The 17,943-nt window shown below is 44.5% G+C and carries 17 protein-coding genes; 7 read left to right on the top strand and 10 right to left on the bottom strand.

Going from position 1 to position 17,943, the window contains the following annotated elements; translation table 11 throughout:
• Positions 1-8: 8 nt before the first annotated feature.
• Together LIN78_RS01090 and coq7 are read left to right on the top strand one after the other, a co-directional pair.
• Complete coding sequence (locus tag LIN78_RS01090) at positions 9-2,540, top strand: DNA translocase FtsK (RefSeq protein ID WP_227177631.1); 2,532 nt, start codon at positions 9-11, stop codon at positions 2,538-2,540.
• Between the two features lie 53 nt (positions 2,541-2,593).
• On the top strand, positions 2,594-3,223 hold the full coding sequence (gene coq7, locus LIN78_RS01085; RefSeq protein ID WP_227177628.1) for a 2-polyprenyl-3-methyl-6-methoxy-1,4-benzoquinone monooxygenase: 630 nt from the start codon (positions 2,594-2,596) through the stop codon (positions 3,221-3,223).
• A 118-nt stretch (positions 3,224-3,341) separates the two neighbouring features.
• Here the strand turns inward: coq7 and LIN78_RS01080 are convergent, their stop codons facing one another.
• Positions 3,342-3,761, bottom strand: coding sequence for an OsmC family protein (locus LIN78_RS01080; protein ID WP_227177626.1), 420 nt, complete (start codon positions 3,759-3,761; stop codon positions 3,342-3,344).
• Between the two features lie 241 nt (positions 3,762-4,002).
• Here LIN78_RS01080 and rplM point away from each other — a divergent pair, with 241 nt between their 5' ends.
• The 4 genes from rplM (at position 4,003) to erpA (ending at position 6,468) form a co-directional block, all read left to right on the top strand.
• A complete protein-coding gene (gene rplM / locus LIN78_RS01075) occupies positions 4,003-4,431 on the top strand; it encodes a 50S ribosomal protein L13 (RefSeq protein ID WP_227177624.1) in 429 nt (142 codons plus the stop codon).
• Between the two features lie 17 nt (positions 4,432-4,448).
• Positions 4,449-4,841: a 30S ribosomal protein S9 gene (gene rpsI, locus LIN78_RS01070; protein ID WP_227177622.1), complete on the top strand. Its 393-nt coding sequence runs from the start codon at positions 4,449-4,451 to the stop codon at positions 4,839-4,841.
• A gap of 171 nt (positions 4,842-5,012) precedes the next feature.
• Entirely contained in the window at positions 5,013-6,041 is a 1,029-nt protein-coding gene (gene argC / locus LIN78_RS01065; RefSeq protein WP_227177620.1) for an N-acetyl-gamma-glutamyl-phosphate reductase, read from the top strand.
• Positions 6,042-6,117: 76 nt separating this feature from the next.
• Positions 6,118-6,468, top strand: coding sequence for an iron-sulfur cluster insertion protein ErpA (erpA, locus tag LIN78_RS01060; protein ID WP_373307713.1), 351 nt, complete (start codon positions 6,118-6,120; stop codon positions 6,466-6,468).
• Between the two features lie 69 nt (positions 6,469-6,537).
• Here the strand turns inward: erpA and LIN78_RS01055 are convergent, their stop codons facing one another.
• Both LIN78_RS01055 and LIN78_RS01050 read right to left on the bottom strand, forming a co-directional pair.
• Positions 6,538-7,641, bottom strand: a complete 1,104-nt coding sequence (locus tag LIN78_RS01055; protein WP_227177618.1) for an anhydro-N-acetylmuramic acid kinase — start codon at positions 7,639-7,641, stop codon at positions 6,538-6,540.
• A gap of 66 nt (positions 7,642-7,707) precedes the next feature.
• Positions 7,708-9,003: a M23 family metallopeptidase gene (locus LIN78_RS01050; protein WP_227177617.1), complete on the bottom strand. Its 1,296-nt coding sequence runs from the start codon at positions 9,001-9,003 to the stop codon at positions 7,708-7,710.
• A gap of 134 nt (positions 9,004-9,137) precedes the next feature.
• Between LIN78_RS01050 and tyrS the strand changes: the two genes are divergently transcribed.
• Positions 9,138-10,340 (top strand): tyrosine--tRNA ligase, encoded by a 1,203-nt coding sequence (tyrS, locus tag LIN78_RS01045; protein ID WP_227177615.1) that lies wholly within the window; start codon positions 9,138-9,140, stop codon positions 10,338-10,340.
• 86 nt (positions 10,341-10,426) lie between these two features.
• On the opposite strand, the gene LIN78_RS01040 is transcribed toward tyrS, so the two are convergent.
• The 7 genes from LIN78_RS01040 to LIN78_RS01010 form a co-directional block, all read right to left on the bottom strand.
• Positions 10,427-12,130 (bottom strand): cyclic-di-GMP receptor FimW-related protein, encoded by a 1,704-nt coding sequence (locus tag LIN78_RS01040; protein WP_227177613.1) that lies wholly within the window; start codon positions 12,128-12,130, stop codon positions 10,427-10,429.
• Between the two features lie 52 nt (positions 12,131-12,182).
• Positions 12,183-12,536: a SpoIIAA family protein gene (locus tag LIN78_RS01035; RefSeq protein ID WP_227177612.1), complete on the bottom strand. Its 354-nt coding sequence runs from the start codon at positions 12,534-12,536 to the stop codon at positions 12,183-12,185.
• A gap of 82 nt (positions 12,537-12,618) precedes the next feature.
• The gene (locus LIN78_RS01030) at positions 12,619-13,497 is read right to left on the bottom strand and encodes a DMT family transporter (RefSeq protein WP_227177610.1); all 879 of its coding nucleotides are present in this window, start codon (positions 13,495-13,497) and stop codon (positions 12,619-12,621) included.
• 85 nt (positions 13,498-13,582) lie between these two features.
• Positions 13,583-14,695: an aromatic ring-hydroxylating oxygenase subunit alpha gene (locus LIN78_RS01025; RefSeq protein ID WP_227177608.1), complete on the bottom strand. Its 1,113-nt coding sequence runs from the start codon at positions 14,693-14,695 to the stop codon at positions 13,583-13,585.
• Between the two features lie 277 nt (positions 14,696-14,972).
• Positions 14,973-15,869: an ABC transporter permease subunit gene (locus LIN78_RS01020; RefSeq protein ID WP_227177606.1), complete on the bottom strand. Its 897-nt coding sequence runs from the start codon at positions 15,867-15,869 to the stop codon at positions 14,973-14,975.
• Positions 15,866-16,789 carry an ABC transporter permease subunit gene (locus LIN78_RS01015; RefSeq protein WP_373307728.1) on the bottom strand — a complete coding sequence of 308 codons (924 nt, stop codon included), beginning with the start codon at positions 16,787-16,789 and terminating at the stop codon, positions 15,866-15,868. Before LIN78_RS01015 ends, LIN78_RS01020 begins: the two co-directional genes overlap by 4 nt.
• On the bottom strand, positions 16,777-17,871 hold the full coding sequence (locus LIN78_RS01010; protein ID WP_227178290.1) for an ABC transporter ATP-binding protein: 1,095 nt from the start codon (positions 17,869-17,871) through the stop codon (positions 16,777-16,779). Before LIN78_RS01010 ends, LIN78_RS01015 begins: the two co-directional genes overlap by 13 nt.
• Between the last annotated feature and the right edge of the window lie 72 nt (positions 17,872-17,943).

Below are 17,943 nucleotides of genomic sequence, written 5' to 3'. Positions count from 1 at the left end.
ATTATCAAATGAGCATGCTTTCGAATAAAAAACCAACACGTAACATGGCGCAAACCTCCATGACACCTCAAATGTTCTCACTTTTAAGAGAATCTTGGTGGCTTGCACTTGTCGCTTCTGCAATTTATCTAGTCCTCATTTTGACTAGCTTTGACCGTGGAGATCCTGGTTGGTCCCATAGCGCCACCCACACCAATGTCCATAATCACGGCGGGCAGTTCGGTGCGTGGTTTGCAGACTTACTCCTTTACCTGTTTGGATTCTCTGCTTGGTGGTGGGTGATCTTATGTCTATCCGCTATTTTATGGGGATACCGCCGCATAGAAGTATTAGCCAACCCCAATAAACCCGTCATTGCGATTGCAATCATCGGCTTTTTGCTGATTCTCATTTCTAGCTGTGGCATTGAATCATTACGCCTATACACACTAAAAGTGCAACTCCCCGATGCGCACGGAGGCATGTTAGGCGAAGCAATTAGTGCCCCACTAGCAAAAACACTTGGCTTCACAGGGGCCACACTCGTGTTGTTTGTCAGTTTTGGCATTGGCATTTCACTCTTTACGGGTCTTTCATGGTTAAGTGCCATCGAAAAATTTGGCGCAGGACTAGAACGACTATATGAACTAGGCATCGGCAGCTGGCACACTCATCAAGACCGCAAAGCTGGCGAAGTGGCTGCAGCAGTTCGCGAACAGCATCTCGCAGATGAAAAGAAAAGACAGCAAGATTTACCACCTGTAGAAGTAGTTGTGCCAGGAGAAAAGGTCGAACCGTTACTGCGCACCAAAGAACCCTCATTGGCTCATCCGCTAAATGAAATCGAAGAACCATCCATTTTGGATTTTTCTGAAGAAGATCATTTCAATGAAGATCTCCCACCGGTTAAAGACGAATTACCGTGGGAAGCAGAAGAAAAAGCGCAAGACACTAGCCCTGCAGGCTTAGCTGCTAGCAACAAGGCACCCCAAACCATTCCATCCGTAAAAATTGAACCTTCAAAACAGGCTATCAAAGAAAAACAAGCGCCATTATTTACCGATCTTCCAGACTCACCAATACCACCACTCTCACTTCTGGCCATGCCGCCGCTCGAAACAGAAACCGTGGCAGCAAGCACGCTTGAATATACCTCTCGTTTAATCGAACGGAAACTGGCGGATTTTGGCGTCCAAGTACAAGTGGTTGCCGCCTACCCTGGCCCCGTCATTACCCGTTATGAAATTGACCCTGCTAGCGGCGTTAAAGGGGCCCAGATTGTTAACCTAGCAAAAGACCTTGCCCGTGCATTAGGTTTAGCCGCGATTCGTGTTGTAGAAACCATTCCAGGCAAAACCTATATGGCGTTAGAACTTCCGAACCCAAGAAGACAAACAGTCAGACTTTCTGAAGTACTAAGCGCAAGTGTTTATGGCAACTCACCGTCCCCCCTCACGCTTGCAATGGGTAAAGACATTTCTGGGCAACCGATTGTTGCGGATTTAACCAAAATGCCACACTTACTCGTTGCAGGTACGACTGGTTCGGGTAAGTCAGTTGCGATTAACGCGATGCTGCTCTCGCTACTTTACAAAGCGACACCGCAGCAAGTTAGGCTTATCTTGGTTGATCCAAAAATGCTAGAAATGTCTGTCTACGAAGGTATTCCGCATTTACTAGCACCAGTTGTAACCGACATGAAACAAGCTGCGAACGCGTTAAACTGGTGCGTCGCCGAGATGGAGAAACGCTATCGTCTCATGTCGCATATGGGCGTAAGAAACCTGGCTGGTTTCAACCAAAAAATGCAGGAGATGGAAAAGCAAGGGCAAAAAGCAACCAACCCATTTAGCCTCACGCCGGATAATCCAGAACCGCTAGAACAACTACCAACCATTGTTGTGGTCATTGATGAATTGGCCGACTTAATGATGGTAGCCGGCAAGAAAATTGAAGAACTCATTGCGCGTTTGGCACAAAAGGCGCGTGCGGCAGGCATTCATTTAGTGCTAGCGACCCAAAGACCATCCGTCGATGTGATTACCGGCCTCATTAAAGCCAACATCCCAACCCGGGTTGCCTTCCAAGTTTCAAGCAAGGTCGATTCTCGTACCATTCTTGATCAAATGGGCGCAGAAACCCTTTTAGGGATGGGGGACATGCTGTATCTTCCACCGGGAACCGGCTACCCACAGCGTATCCACGGTGCCTTTGTGGCAGATGATGAGGTTCACCATGTCGTTAGCTATCTAAAACAACACGGGGAACCGAACTACATCGAAGGCATCCTAGAAGGAAGCATCGGTGGTGATGGCGCAGGAGGTGATCCTTTTAAAGGCAGCATTTTAGAAGGCAGCAATGAAAGCGACCCACTTTACGACGAAGCAGTGGGCATTGTCTTAAAAACGCGAAAAGCATCCATTTCTGCCGTTCAAAGACAACTACGTATTGGATACAACCGTGCCGCACGGTTAATTGAGCAAATGGAAGCAGCAGGTTTAGTCAGCCCAATGGAAACTAATGGCAACCGAACCGTCTTAGTACCAGCCAGAGAAGAGTAAACAAACTCAACTCAGACAAATAAATAAGCCACACCTTAATAGAGCAATAGATTATGTTACCGTCACTAGACAAACTAATTGTTGAGTTCGATAAAGGGCTACGCACCCTTTTTGCCGAAGCAAGCAGCAGACGCCCCCACCCGGATGTGCAAACGCCAGATGCGGAACTATCAGAAGAAGAAAAAAAGCACGCAGCTAGGCTAATGCGGATCAATCACTGCGGCGAAATATGCGCCCAAGCACTCTACCAAGGACAAGCACTAACCGCGCGTGACCCAAAAAACAAAGAAGCATTCACAGAGGCAGCTTGGCAAGAGACCGAACACCTAGCATGGACAGCAAAGCGTATAGACGAGCTAGGTGGCCATAAAAGCCTGTTAAACCCTATTTGGTATACAGGCTCACTCGCCATCGGCATTACAGCAGGTTTAATCGGCGACAAATGGAATTTGGGCTTTCTGGCCGAAACAGAACATCAAGTTGCTAAGCATCTGGATGAACACATGGAGAAACTGCCTCCACAAGATCAAAAAAGCTACGCCATCTTGGATCAGATGAAAACCGATGAACTAGAACATGCGGATCAAGCAATTGAGCACGGCGCGGCTAATTTACCTCTACCTGTTAAAGCAATGATGCAACTCACTTCAAAAGTCATGACAAAATCTAGCTACTGGATTTAAGCATTTACCCCAATTGCTATCTAATCAATAAAAAAAGCGATGCCACTTTATAAAGTGCATCGCTTTTTTCGTTCTAAAGCGCTTTAAACAAGGCTAGAACGCATTCAAATAAGCGCGCTTAGGCTACATCCACGATTTCAACCGAATGCGTTACCTCAGCCATCTTGCCAAGCATAATGGTTGCAGAACAATATTTCTCAGCAGACAACGCTACAGCACGCTCCACCACTTCAGGCTTTAGCGACTTTCCGGTTACCTTGAATTGCAGGTGAATCTTAGTAAATACTTTTGGATCAGTCACTGCACGCTCGGCTGTTACCTCTACTTCACAATCAACCACTGCCTGACGACCTTTTTCAAGAATCATCACCACATCAAAAGCAGAGCACCCGCCCGCACCCATCAACAACATTTCCATTGGGCGAGGACCTAAATTTCTACCGCCCGCATCAGGCGGACCATCCATCAATACAGAGTGCCCACTTTCGCTCATTGCTAAAAAACTACGATTTTCCACCCACTTCACACGCGCTTTCACTGCTCCACCCTCCAAATACATAGATAAACTCACAGCAAAACAGCGAAAATGCTGAGTTCACATGCGTGAGATACAACAAAAATGAAGAAATAATGAAAATATTCTAACAGGAGACTCCCATTATTGGGCGAGTTCAGATAAAATTCTTGGCTCGATGCAAATTCTTGATTTGACATCTAAAGAATATTCTGCAAGAATCTTGCACTTTCTCGAATCGACTTGTTTACTTGGAATACACAAGATGAAAACCTACTCTGCCAAGCCGCAAGACATCCAGCGCGAGTGGTTTGTGGTGGACGCCTCAGACCTGGTGCTGGGTCGTCTGGCAGCCGCCATTGCCCACCGTCTGCGCGGCAAACACAAAGCTATTTACACCCCGCACATGGACACAGGCGACTTCATCGTCGTAGTTAACGCAGACAAAGTCCGCGTAACTGGTAATAAAGCTGAAGATAAAGTTTACTACCGTCACAGTGGTTACCCAGGCGGTATCTATCAGCGTACCTTTACCGAGATGAAAAATCAGTTCCCTGAGCGTCTGATCGAAAAGGCTGTTAAAGGCATGCTGCCAAAAGGCCCATTGGGTTACGCGATGCTGAAAAAGCTGAAAGTATACTCTGGTGAAAGCCATCCACACACAGCACAACAGCCTAAAGTGCTGGAACTGTAATTCAGGGATATTGAATCATGATCGGTAAATACTACTATGGCACCGGCCGCCGCAAAAGCGCAGTAGCTCGCGTTTTCCTAGCAGCTGGTTCTGGCAAGATCGAAGTAAACGGCAAGCCACTTGACGTATACTTCTCTCGCGAAACTGGTCGTATGGTTGTTCGTCAACCATTGGAACTTACTAACCACCTAAGCACTTTCGACATCAAAGTGAACGTAAACGGTGGCGGTGAGAACGGCCAAGCTGGCGCAGTTCGTCACGGTATTACTCGTGCATTAGTTGAGTACGATGCAGCATTGAAATCAGCTCTTTCAGCTGCTGGCTTCGTTACTCGTGACGCACGTGAAGTTGAACGTAAAAAAGTTGGTCTACGTGGTGCACGTCGCCGCAAACAGTTCTCCAAGCGTTAATCTGGACTGTTATACGTTCTACAAAAAGCCACCTCCGGGTGGCTTTTTGCATATGTTACACATACAAATTAATAACTCGCTCATTTCTTGCTTGCTCGAGTCGATCAAATATTCGTATGATCAAGCATTATCAATCATTTATGCACCCATTCAGCTAAAGGGAAACTCAGCATGATCAAGGTAGGTATTGTTGGTGGCACGGGATATACAGGCGTTGAACTTCTTCGCATTCTTTCTGTACACCCAAATGTAAAAATTCAGGCGGTGACTTCTCGCAAAGAATCTGGCATGCCTGTTGCCGATATGTATACCAGCCTACGCGGATTTGTTGATGTAAAGTTTTCCGACCCTGATGCCGGCGAACTTCAGCAATGTGATGTGGTATTTTTTGCTACGCCAAACGGCATTGCAATGCAACAAGCAGAAGCATTACTCAATGCCGGTATTAAAGTCATTGATTTAGCTGCAGATTTCCGTATTAAAGACCAGGCCACTTGGGAAAAGTGGTATGGTATGACACATGCAGCACCACATTTGCTTGAAGAGGCGGTATATGGCCTGCCAGAAATTAATCGCGAGAAAATCAAAGGTGCGCGTTTAATTGCGAACCCAGGCTGCTACCCTACCGCCGTTCAACTAGGCTTTTTGCCTTTAATTGAAGCTGGTGTCGTTGATACAAGTAATTTAATTGCAGATTGCAAATCTGGTGTATCAGGTGCAGGAAGAAAAGCAGAAGTTCACACGCTATTAGCAGAAGCTGGCGATAACTTTAAAGCTTACGGCGTTGCTGGCCATAGACATCTACCAGAGATTCGCCAAGGTCTTTCCATTGCAAATGGCAGCGAAGTAGGACTAACATTTACGCCTCACCTTCTACCAATGATTCGCGGCATTCATGCAACCCTTTATGCAAAACTAACAAAAGATGTCGATTTGCAGGCTTTATTTGAAAATCGCTATGCAAACGAAACATTTGTTGATGTTCTTCCTGCAGGTTCACACCCAGAAACCCGCTCTGTACGCGGTGCTAATATTTGCCGCATCGCAGTTCATCGCCCACAAGGCGGCGATACAGCGGTTATTTTGGCTGTTGAAGATAATTTGGTAAAAGGTGCCGCAGGCCAAGCCGTACAAAACATGAACATTATTTTTGGTCTGCCTGAAACAACGGGATTACAAATTGTGCCGCTAATGCCTTAATGGATCGAATTGACGTTTGTCATCGAGAGGCGGATAATAATACCCAAGTAATTTACTAGGTTTTAAGGAGCAATCCATGAGCGAAATGGCTGAAGTAGCAGAATTTTTAAATTTTACTGACAATGCTTCCAATAAAGTACGTGAACTGATTGATGAAGAAGGCAATCCTGACTTGAAACTTCGCGTTTTCGTGACAGGTGGTGGTTGTTCTGGCTTCCAATACGGTTTCACTTTTGACGAAGTAGTCAATGAAGATGACACAGAAGTGGTAAAGAATGGCGTGACGTTATTAATTGACCCAATGAGCTATCAATACTTAGTCGGCGCAGAAATCGACTACACCGATGGCATCGAAGGCTCTCAATTTGTAATTAAGAATCCAAATGCTACCTCAACTTGTGGCTGCGGTTCTTCATTCTCTGTATAAGCTTAGCTTTTACTCAGAAAAATAAAAAAGCAGGCAGAGCCTGCTTTTTTGTTGCAACAAACCCTCGCTTTAAGCGGGGTGGAGCACACCCAAGACTCTTGGCCCGTCTGCCCCTGTTACCTCTGGCAGATTTCCCGCTAAACCATGACAAAACCGCCATGCCAACCAAGCGAATGCAAAAGCCTCTAATGTATCAGATGGCACTCCAATCTCATCCGTAGACTTCACTACCGTATTGGGCAAATCTGCTGCGATTAATTCCACCAAATAGTTATTTCTGACACCACCACCACAAAGATATAGCATCTCTGGGATCGCGGCATAGCGCTCTAACGCATCCACAATCGTCACAGCAGTTAGTTTGGTTAATGTTGCTTGTACATCTTCTGGTGCATATTTTGACAAGTCATATCCAGCCAACCAAGTAGGATTGAACAAGTCTCGTCCAGTGCTTTTAGGTGGGGGCAGATGAAAAAAGTCTGTCGCTAACCACTCTTCTAATAATTCAGGAATCACCACACCCGTTCTGGCCCAGTTGCCTGACTCATCATAATCTTTATTTAAATGCTGCTTGCACCAATAATCGAGTAGCGCATTTCCTGGGCCGCTATCAAAACCATAAACAGTAGATCCGGCACGTCCCAGCCAAGTAACATTGGCGATCCCACCAATATTAAATACAGCAACAGCATGCTCTTGATCTTGAAAGATTTGCTGATGAAATGCGGGTACCAATGGCGCACCTTGCCCACCAGCGGCAATATCTCTTGCACGAAAATCACCAATCACAGCAATTTCAGTGAGTTCTGCTAGTTTTGCATGATTTCCAATCTGAACGGTATAGCCACATTCAGGACGATGGCGGATCGTTTGGCCATGATTACCAATCGCCAGCACCTGCGATTTATTCACGCCGGTTTTCTCCAGCAATAAGCCTACCGCTTCGGCATAAAATACAGCGAGTTCATTAGCGATCAGATTAGATTCGTGTAATTCATCATGAGCAGGGCTATTTAGTCTAAACAGCCGTTCTTTGATTGCAGCAGGAAAAGGAATATAGGCAGAACCATGAATACAAGGGGATGGATCAAATGTTGCCAACACAGCGTCCACACCATCTAAGCTCGTACCAGACATCAAGCCTATTACATACTTTTTGGATAAATCAATCAACGTAAAATACTCCAAAAGAAAATACCGGCATTCGCCGGTATTTTGGAATAACCATTTAGCAGGGGCTTAGTCGAGACTTTTACCCCAAGCATGTTCCATCAGATCAAACTTGGCCATCAACTCACCTGTTTGCTTAGTAAACAATGGTTTAAGCTTTGGATCTAGTGGCATTGCCAAAGGCACAACCGTTGAAAGCGGGTCTTTTGCTTCTCCTGCCACTTTGAATTCATAGTGCAAATGAGGCCCTGTCGCCCAACCTGTCTGGCCAACAAAAGCGATTAAATCCCCTTGTTGAACCTTTGTACCCACTTTTAGACCTGGAGCAAAACCAGACAAATGAGCATAAAGCGTACTGTAATCACCAAAGTGCTTTACTTCAACCACATTGCCATAGCCATTTTTAACACCTGCAAAAGAAACCACACCATCGGCAGTCACTTTTACTTTTGTACCTGTTGGCGCGCCGTAATCCACCCCTTTATGCTGTTTCCACTGACCAAGCACAGGATGTAGTCTCATCGCGAACCCAGAAGTCACGCGAGTAAACTCCATTGGAGATTGCAAGAATGCTTTTCTTAGATTTTCACCTTCTGGGGTGTAGAATTCTGTACGCCCATTTGGCGCTGTAAAACTAACTGCACGGTAAGTTTTGCTGCCATTCACAAATTCAGCAGCCAATAATTTTCCGGTTTTCACTACTCGGCCTTGGTAGCTGAAGGTTTCATAAACGACTTTAAAACGATCCCCTTTTTTCAGCCCTTTGTGAAAGTTAATTTCCGAGCCGAACATATCGGCCAATTCAGTGGCAATATCGTCGGGTAAACCGGCGGCATCCGTCGCACCAAACAAGGAATTCGTAATGGTGCCTGCAGTCATCGCGACATTGTAATCAAGCGTTAAGTCGCCACGAATAACCTGAAAACTATTTCCCTTTTGCTCTACGCGAACTTCTTTGCCGTCCGAGTCAGTAAAGCTTAGCTTAATTAAAGAGCCGTCAAGATCGGTTGTCGCTTGTAGAACTTTGCCAGCACGAATCTGTTGCAATCCCTGGAGACTACCTTGTTCACGCAAAAACTTTAAAGCAGCAGGGTCACTAATACCCATTCTTGCCAAAACAGCAGCTAAGCTATCGCCAGACTGAATTCGCTCTTCTTTATTTAAGACCAGCGTTTCATCATTAGCAACCACAGGCATTTCTACATCATTGGTCACCCAACGCTGCTCAATCGGAGCGGTCGTTTCGCTTGGTTGAACGATTGCAAATGCACCTGCACCTACCAAAACTGGCAAACTCGTTAAGACAATCGTCCAACGAATACGCTTTTTTCCGGATTTTTCAGTTAAAATAGTTTTTTTAGTCATGTAGTTAGGATGAGTTTGTCTACATTGATAACCGGTTGAGGTTATCAGAAAACTCTCCTCTTGAGAATATCCGCCTGTCTGCCTATTGGGCATAGGCTACTGCAACAAGGCAATCTGCCAACACGAGGTTAAGCATGTCCACCGATTTACAAACAGCATTACTAGAAATTAAACGTGGTACGGATGAAGTATTGCCTGAAGCGGAACTGATCGAAAAATTAAAAGAAAACCGTCCCCTAAAAATTAAACTAGGCATGGACCCTACTGCACCAGACTTGCACTTAGGCCATACTGTTGTAATTAATAAAATGCGCCGTTTTCAAGAGTTGGGGCATACCGCCATTTTCTTGATTGGTGATTTTACCGGCATGATTGGTGACCCAAGTGGCAAAAATGCAACTAGGCCACCATTGTCACGTGAGCAGATTCAAGAAAACGCAAAGACCTACTCTGATCAGGTTTTCAAAATTCTTGATCCAAACAAAACAGAGATTCGCTTTAACTCTACTTGGTCTGATGCTTTAGGTGCCGCAGGCATGATCCGTTTGGCCAGTAAGCACACTGTTGCTCGCATGCTAGAACGTGATGATTTTAAAAAGCGCTTTAATAATAACCAACCAATTGCAATTCATGAATTTCTATATCCACTCATGCAAGGCTATGATTCTGTTGCACTAGAATCAGATGTGGAACTAGGCGGTACCGATCAAAAGTTTAATTTATTAGTCGGTCGTCAATTGCAGCAGGAATATGGCCAAAAGCCGCAGTGCATATTAACCATGCCATTGCTAGAAGGTTTAGATGGCGTCAATAAAATGTCTAAGTCTCTTGGTAACTACATTGGTATCACTGAAGCGCCAAACGAAATGTTTGGTAAGCTGATGTCGATTTCTGATGATTTGATGTGGCGTTACTTTGATTTGCTATCTTTCCGTCCACTGAGCGACATCGCCACCTTAAAAGAGGAAGTAGCAAATGGACGCAACCCTCGGGATGTAAAGTTTGAACTAGGCAAAGAAATTGTTAGCCGCTTCCACGGTGCTGCAGCTGGTGATGCAGCGATTGAATCTTTCCTAAATCGCTTCCGTGATGGTGCGTTACCTGATGATATCCCAGAAGTAAACTTGCAAACCACCGATGGCGGCATTGCCATTGCTCATGCGTTAAAACAAGCGGGGCTAGTAAACAGCACTTCCGAAGCTTTCCGCCAAATTGAACAAGGTGGTGTGAAAGTAAATAGCGAGAAGGTAGCCGATAAGTCGCTAGTATTAAAACAAGGTGAGACATTGATCTTACAAGTTGGTAAACGTAAATTCGCGAAGGCTACGCTTAGCTAATCAGCGTGAGACCGTATAAAAAATGGCAGCTAAATAGCTGCCATTTTTTTATTCACATTTTATTGTGTAGGAAATAGATAGACAGTTTAAGCTGAAGCCATAGGTAGAACGCTTACCTCACACCATACCCAACCAATACCTTTCTCGATTACTTTCACCAACTCCATTGCGTGCATTTTGCCGTCTACCATTAGCTCTAAGATTTTGCCAGTTGCAAAATCTTCTGCTTGCAATAGCAAGGTACGACTATGTCTTTGTTGGAAGCCATGCGGAATAAAAATAGCCGTCTTAGGTAGCAAGAAGTTTACTGCCACTGAGGATGGTGTCGCCGCATAGTGCATGGCTTTAGTTGTTGTTTCCCGGTACATCGCAATCATTGGATCAACACCGAGTAACTGCACACCTACAAAATAATGCTTATTTTCTTGTTGTTTCACACGCCGCATCGTGGCTACGTGCCAGTTTTCTTCTTCGCCCAAGCGAATGGCTAATAGCTCACCTAGTTTTAGATCATCACCACTGCGCGTAAACGGTAAGACAACGCCAAAACCACCTTCGCTTTCATCTTGCATTAACCAAGTTTCAAATGGCACTTGTTCACGCGTTTCTTCAACCACCACTTTTGCAGCCGCTGCTTGTCGTTCTTTCGTGCGCTGAGAAACAAAACCGTACAAACGCATATCAATCATTTCATCATAATCGACATCCGTTTTTCCCTCTCCACCACTTTGAGCAATGTTATCTGCCTTAATTAAGGCTGCCGCATGCTTAAATCCAAGCGCTACATCCAACAACTTGTTGACCATCACTCTCGGCGCTCTGCGTTTTTTCGAGACATCTGTATCTGACCAATGTGCATGTAAGAAATTTAACAGTTCTGGTGCACTAGGGTGCCGAATAGTGTCTGGCAAGCCAAGCTTACTGACATCTGCACCACCATTTCGAATCAGTTGTCTTGCGGCATCTATCTGAACTAGTAGATCATTACAATCAACATATCTTGCAGAAGGGCTATTGAGTGGGCTGACAATGCGTTGAGGGCCACTTTGCTGAGAAAAATCGATCGCATAGTGGTGTTTATCAGGGTTAAACACTTTATCTAAGGTAACGCCTTTGCTCCAAATATGGAGCCACTGGTCGACCATTTCAATTTGGCGAAGGGTTAAACCACTTGAGCTGAGTGTGTTTAACATAATTAGTGTCAGATACTCATCTGTACAGGAAGTTGGGCCTTCTTTTGCAGAGGCATCCGGATGCAAGATAAGTGGTTGAGCCTCTAACTCACTCATTTCAGCAGAGCGGAAAACCTGATGCGCTAACGTCCAAAAGTGAACAGGTACAGGCTGAAATCTAAAATAATAAAATTTAGCGATCACATTGATATAACGCAGTACCAATGACATCGAGCGGGCGCGAGCCTCTTCGTTCAGATCATCGAAGAAATCACTCTGGACAATATGTAACCACACATTAGACTGATGTTCAGCATAACGAACGATCTGCTGCCAGCTTGCCTCTTCCATCTGCTTAGGCATTTTAGGATTTTGTGTATAGTGCTCTCTCAAAAAGAAGAAAGAGTCATACAATGAGGCATCTACCACAAACATGGTTGCAACATAGTTTGGGCTGATAGTGATCCGAGAATGATTTTCGGCATATGCTTGCAAGTAAGTAGCAAGTTTTGCCGCAGGGTCGAGATTAGCAATCCCTGAAAACCATTTTTTAGCACCACCGATGCTGGCAAACGGTACAGAGTCCACTGAGAAGATTTGTTTGAATTTATCCCACATGCTAATTTTCGCTATTGCGATCGACCCCTGTAAAAGTTGAACCTGTATAGTATCAGGATTCTTGTCCCTCTAGCCACAATATCGCATCGTCATAAACCTCAAACATCTGGAAATCATGAGGCATAAATAAACTTTGCATCCAAGCAAGCCAGGAGACCCACTGCCCTTCACTGACAATCGCTACTCTCTGGAAATGACCGATTTGTTCTCTTGCAAAGCGAATCTCTTCCCAAGCAACATCAATGCTATAGCCTAGCATGTCTCGAAAATCAAATAGCAAGCTGACATTAGCGCCCTGCTTTACCAAATACCTTACATGATCTTCAAATTGTTTGTAATCGTCTAAGCTAAACTGCCCAATCACATTAACTAACAGAATATCGTCTTGTTGTTTAATTGATAGCATGGTATCCCTTTCTGGTTTCGTTATCGGATAGATTCATTTCCACTCTAGCAGATACTGGTTAAAGCCGTTTGATTTACTGCAATTATTTCCCTGATGAAGCAATAACACTAATCACTCCACTGCAAATAATCAGCAGAATTCCTAAGTAAGACAACCAATTGATGGAATTATTCCAAAGAATCGCACTAAAAATAACAGAAAAAACGACGGTACTATAGGCAAGAGATGCGACCACTAACGACTGACCTTGCCGATATGCTTTTGTTAGCGCTAATTGAGCAATCGTTGCGCTTGCACCAATACCAATTAACTCAAGACCCCCAACGCCTGTCACTGAGTGAAATTTGTCAGTTAGCATTAATAGAAAAGCACCAAAACTAGCCGTCAGGGTAAAGTAAAACACCACCCGCCAACTAGGTTCGCCGAGCTTGCCCAACTCTTTCACATTTAAGTAGGCAATCGCAGCCAAAAAGCCAGACAACAAACCAATGATAAAAGGGCCAACATGGTTGTTACCAATCGTTGGCTGCAAAAGCACAACCACGCCGAGAAACCCGATACCTATCGATAAAAACAGATGACGAGAGGGACGGCGCTTTGCAACGAAAAAAGTAAGAATCGCCAAGAAAATGGATGAGGTATACGTTAACGTAGTCGCTGTAGCTAATGGTAATTTCGCCACGGCATAAAATGACAACATCAGTGAAATCGTACCTGAAATGGATCTTGTCAGATGATTTTTTAAGTAGTGAGTTTTAAAAGAGTGCCCATTCAGGCGCATGGTTACTGTAATAATCACAAGGCTAATAAATGAGCGGTAAAAAACCAGCTCGGCAGTAGAAAAATGTTCACTACCTAATTTAACCAGTGCCCCCATGCATGCAAAACAAAAACCGGCGATCAACATCCACAGTGCACCATTTTTAAAAAGTGCGCTTGATGGTTCTTTATCTGTGTTCAATATTGTTTCTTTCTGTTTTGCTTAATGGCCAGAAATAAAAACACCAGCACAAAGCTGGTGTTTTTATTTCTGAACGGCTAATCGGTTAGTCTTTAATCAACTCACCCATTTTGCAGCGCATCCACTCATGGAAGTGACGCATACCATCCTCAGTCGGAGACTGGTACGGACCTACTTCATTGTCCCCACGCAAATATAGTGCCTTACGACCTTCATGCATGCGGTAGCAGATGTCATCATCTTCTTCTGCGGTTTCGAAATAGGCGGCTTGTTCTGCTTCGATTAATTCTGGCTCGAACAATGCAATTTCTTCCGGGTAGTAAAATTCGGTCAAGACCGTACATTTATCTGCACCGCGTGGTAGAACCGTACTCACCACCAATGTATGTGGATACCACTCGACCATAATATTTGGGTAATACGTTAACCAAATTGCCCCATATGGAGGTACTTCACCTCCATTTGCAGCTAGTGCTTGCTCAGACCATTTTTGATACACCGATGAACCCGGTTTAGCCAATCCATTTTTCGGACCAACGGTCTGCACACTGTAGTTTTCACCAAATTCCCATTTCAGGTCTGCACAATTTACAAATTGGCCAAGACCCGGATGGAAAGGATCAACGTGATAGTCTTCCAAATAGACTTCAATAAAGGTTTTCCAATTGAAGTTATATTCGGTTAATTCAACACGATTAAAGTGAAAATCAGATAAATCTAATTCAGCTTTACAACCTAATTGCGCTAAATCTTTTGCAACATCACGGCGGGCGTCAAACAATAAGCCATTCCATGTTTGCAAATCGGTCTTCCCTAAATTCATACAAGGATTTTGTGGGAAGTGTGGCGCGCCCAACAGTTCGCCTGCGTTATCGTAAGTCCAACGATGAACAGGACAAACGATATTTGGGCCATTGCCACGACCTTTTAGCATTACAGCTTGTCTGTGGCGGCAGACGTTAGACAGTAATGAAACGTTGGTTTCATCTTTTCTGACTAACATTTTACCGTGATCCATCCAAGGCAATGTGTAATAGTCACCAGGGTTTGGAACCATGGAGTGATGTCCATAGTAAACCGGTGCATTAGCAAATAAATGCGTTAATTCTTGTTGGTAGAATTCAGCATCGAAGTATGTATAAACGGGAAGCTGCGTACCAAATGCTTGTAATTGCGCAGCATGCGCCAAGTCGGACATAAACCAAGACCCCCAAATTTCGAAGGACCAGCCGTGTCTCACCAGCGAGATAGGGCGGAAAGTGTTAATGAGCTAGTTAGTTAGCTAATGTAAATTAGCAGAGGGGCGATTTTGACCCAAAAGGGGTATTGGGGCAAGCAGTTTTTTTAGCAAAACTAAAGACTTAGCTATTTTTTGACCCCGATCAGACAATTAGTTCTTAATATAAAAATGTAATAAAAAAACCGCTTTGAAATAATGGTTTTTCCAAAGCGGTTTAATTTGATACCTATTTATATTAGTGTCCGCCGGCTGCTGCAGCTTGCATGGCAGCCTCTCTACTCTTCTGTGCTTTGAGCATCATGCGGTTAGAAAGGACAACAAAGATTGTCACAATCGCTACCACAATCGTTGCTAGTGCGTTCACCTTTGGTGTTAAACCAAGCTTGATCGAAGAGAAAATCCACTGAGGCAAGGTGGTTGAACCAGGCCCTGACAAGAATGCGGTTAATACATAATCATCTAGCGATAAGGTAAATGATAGTAAGAAACCAGACACTAAAGCAGGTGCAATCACTGGGATCGTAATCACAAAGAACACTTTAAATGGATGGCAGCCCAAGTCCATTGCCGCTTCTTCCAGTGATTTATCCATCTCTCGCAATCTTGATTGAATCAAGATGGCAACATAGGCAATACACAGCGTGGTATGGCCAATCCAGATGGTTGTCATGCCTCGCTCACCAAATGCACTACATGCAAGCGATTGAATGCCGGTCATTTCTGCTACGTCTATTCCACAATTCATTGTGGATGACAGCGCAACAAACAACAGAAGCATAGACAAACCAACGATCACTTCTGGCATCACCATTGGTGCAGTAATTAAACCAGCAAATAGTGAAGAGCCTTTAAACCGCCCAAACCTCGCAAGCACCAAACCCGCGATCGTACCAATCAACACGGCGGCAATCGCAGATAGGAAAGCGATTTTAAAAGATAATGCAACAGCAGATTTTAATGCATCATCATTAAACAGTTCGCCATACCAGTGGGTTGAAAACCCGCCCCAAACAGTCACTAGGCGTGACTGGTTAAAAGAGAACACGATCAAACTTACAATTGGTGCATACAGAAAGAAGAAACCAATTGCTAGATAAGAACGGGCTCCGAAAGACATTTTTCCGTTACTCATTCGTTGCCTTTCATTTCACGTGTTTCGAAACGATGGAACCAAATAATTGGGATAATCAGTAGCATAATCATGACGACCGCTACGGCTGATGCCATTGGCCAGTCTAGGTTTGGACCAAAGTCATCCATCAGCTTCTTACCAATCATCAATGCATCACCGCCACCAAGCAACTCTGGAATCACGTATTCACCAACGGCAGGGATAAATACCATCATTGAACCCGCGATGATGCCGCCTTTAGATAGTGGTAGCGTGATAGATAAGAAAGTTCGCCAAGGTTTTGCACCCAAATCACCAGCAGCCTCCAGCAAACGACCATCTAGTTTCACTAAATGAGAATAGAGCGGCAAAATCATGAATGGAAGATACGAATAAACCATCCCCACCATGATAGAGAACGGTGTGTAGAGCATTTCAATTGGTTCATTGATGATATGCAGTGACATCAATAAATTATTGAGCACACCATTGTCTTTCAGGATGCCAATCCAAGCGTAAACACGCAGTAGGAAGGAAGTCCAGAAAGGCAACATAACCAACATCAGCAAGGTATTTCTGGTGGCTTCTTTTGCTCTGGCGATGTGATACGCCATTGGGTAACCAATTAATAACGTAAACACCGTGGTGTAAAACGCCATTTTCAGGGAAGTACCATAAGCAACAATGTACTGCCCCATCCAACCGTCTGAGAAAATAGCAATGTATTTGCCCAGATTAAGGTGGATTTGCAGTAAATCTTCAGTGCGGGTAACTAAGTCAGTGTATGGAGGTTGAGAAATATCGACTTCCGCGAAGCTGATTTTCAAAACAAAGAAAAACGGAATCAGGAAGAACAATAACATCCAGGTGTACGGCACAGCCGTCACCCATGCCCGCCCTTTAGGCAGGAAACGAGCGAGTTTATTCATCATGATGTTAATACCACCCCAGCTTGTTCACTCCAAGAAACGAACACTTTGTCACCCCATGTTGGCGGTGTTTCATCACGCCATACAGACGCTGGCACATTGGCATGAATCACTCGGCCAGAAGCTAAGCGCACGTGATAGATAGAGTAACTACCTAAGTAGGCGATTTCTTTCACTTCACCTTGCGCCCAGTTGTACTGGGCACTTGGTTCTTGTTTCGTCACATGAATTCGTTCTGGGCGAATAGATACCGCTAATTCCATCCCCGCTGGGCCTGTGACTCCATGGTTAATATAAATACCACGGTTTAGATCGGTAGACTCAACGATGATGTAACCCGGCTCATCTACAAGTAGCTTGCCATCAAAAATATTCGTTTCACCGATAAATTCAGCAGTAAAGCGGCAATTTGGATGTTCATAAATTTCGTTTGGTGAACCGACTTGCAACAAGCTACCTTCAGACATGATGGCAATACGTGAGGCCATGGTCATCGCTTCTTCTTGATCATGAGTCACCATGATACAAGTCACACCCACCTTCTCAATCACGTTAACCAACTCTAATTGCGTTTGTTGACGTAGCTTTTTATCCAACGCACCAAGTGGCTCATCTAGTAGAAGCAATTTTGGGCGCTTAGCTAATGAGCGCGCCAATGCTACACGCTGCTGCTGGCCACCAGACAATTGGTGTGGCTTACGCTTTGCGAACTTACGCATCTGCACCAAATCCAACATTTTAATCACGCGATCAGCGATTTCATCTGATGGTAGTTTGTCCTGCTTTAGACCAAACGCAATGTTTTGTTCTACAGTCATATGCGGGAATAACGCATAAGACTGGAACATCATGTTAATTGGGCGTTTGTATGGTGGTAAGGCGGTTACATCCTGCCCATCTACAATAATTTTGCCTGACGTTGGGCTTTCCATCCCGGCCATCATCCTTAGCAAGGTTGACTTACCGCAGCCAGAACTTCCTAATAATGCGAAGATTTCATTCTTTTTAATGGTTAAATTAACATTATCCACCGCAGTGGTATCGCCAAATTTCTTGACGATATTCTGAATTTGCAAGTATGAATCCGACTTCACTGTGCTATTGTCTTGCGACACAATGCCTCTCCTTGTACCCAGAGCCCCGGGGAAATTTTCTAGCTGAATTTT

Source organism: Leeia speluncae (assembly GCF_020564625.1).
GTDB lineage: Bacteria > Pseudomonadota > Gammaproteobacteria > Burkholderiales > Leeiaceae > Leeia > Leeia speluncae.
This window is presented reverse-complemented; position numbering and strand designations above follow the sequence as displayed.

Bases quoted from the DNA above. Each gene is read 5' to 3' on its own strand.
- LIN78_RS01090 (WP_227177631.1), top strand. From the start codon at position 9: ATGAGCATGCTTTCGAATAAAAAACCAACACGTAACATGGCGCAAACC.
- coq7 (WP_227177628.1), top strand. From the start codon at position 2,594: ATGTTACCGTCACTAGACAAACTAATTGTTGAGTTCGATAAAGGGCTA.
- rplM (WP_227177624.1), top strand. From the start codon at position 4,003: ATGAAAACCTACTCTGCCAAGCCGCAAGACATCCAGCGCGAGTGGTTT.
- rpsI (WP_227177622.1), top strand. From the start codon at position 4,449: ATGATCGGTAAATACTACTATGGCACCGGCCGCCGCAAAAGCGCAGTA.
- argC (WP_227177620.1), top strand. From the start codon at position 5,013: ATGATCAAGGTAGGTATTGTTGGTGGCACGGGATATACAGGCGTTGAA.
- erpA (WP_373307713.1), top strand. From the start codon at position 6,118: ATGAGCGAAATGGCTGAAGTAGCAGAATTTTTAAATTTTACTGACAAT.
- LIN78_RS01050 (WP_227177617.1), bottom strand. From the start codon at position 9,003: ATGACTAAAAAAACTATTTTAACTGAAAAATCCGGAAAAAAGCGTATT.
- tyrS (WP_227177615.1), top strand. From the start codon at position 9,138: ATGTCCACCGATTTACAAACAGCATTACTAGAAATTAAACGTGGTACG.
- LIN78_RS01040 (WP_227177613.1), bottom strand. From the start codon at position 12,130: ATGTGGGATAAATTCAAACAAATCTTCTCAGTGGACTCTGTACCGTTT.
- LIN78_RS01035 (WP_227177612.1), bottom strand. From the start codon at position 12,536: ATGCTATCAATTAAACAACAAGACGATATTCTGTTAGTTAATGTGATT.
- LIN78_RS01025 (WP_227177608.1), bottom strand. From the start codon at position 14,695: ATGTCCGACTTGGCGCATGCTGCGCAATTACAAGCATTTGGTACGCAG.
- LIN78_RS01020 (WP_227177606.1), bottom strand. From the start codon at position 15,869: ATGAGTAACGGAAAAATGTCTTTCGGAGCCCGTTCTTATCTAGCAATT.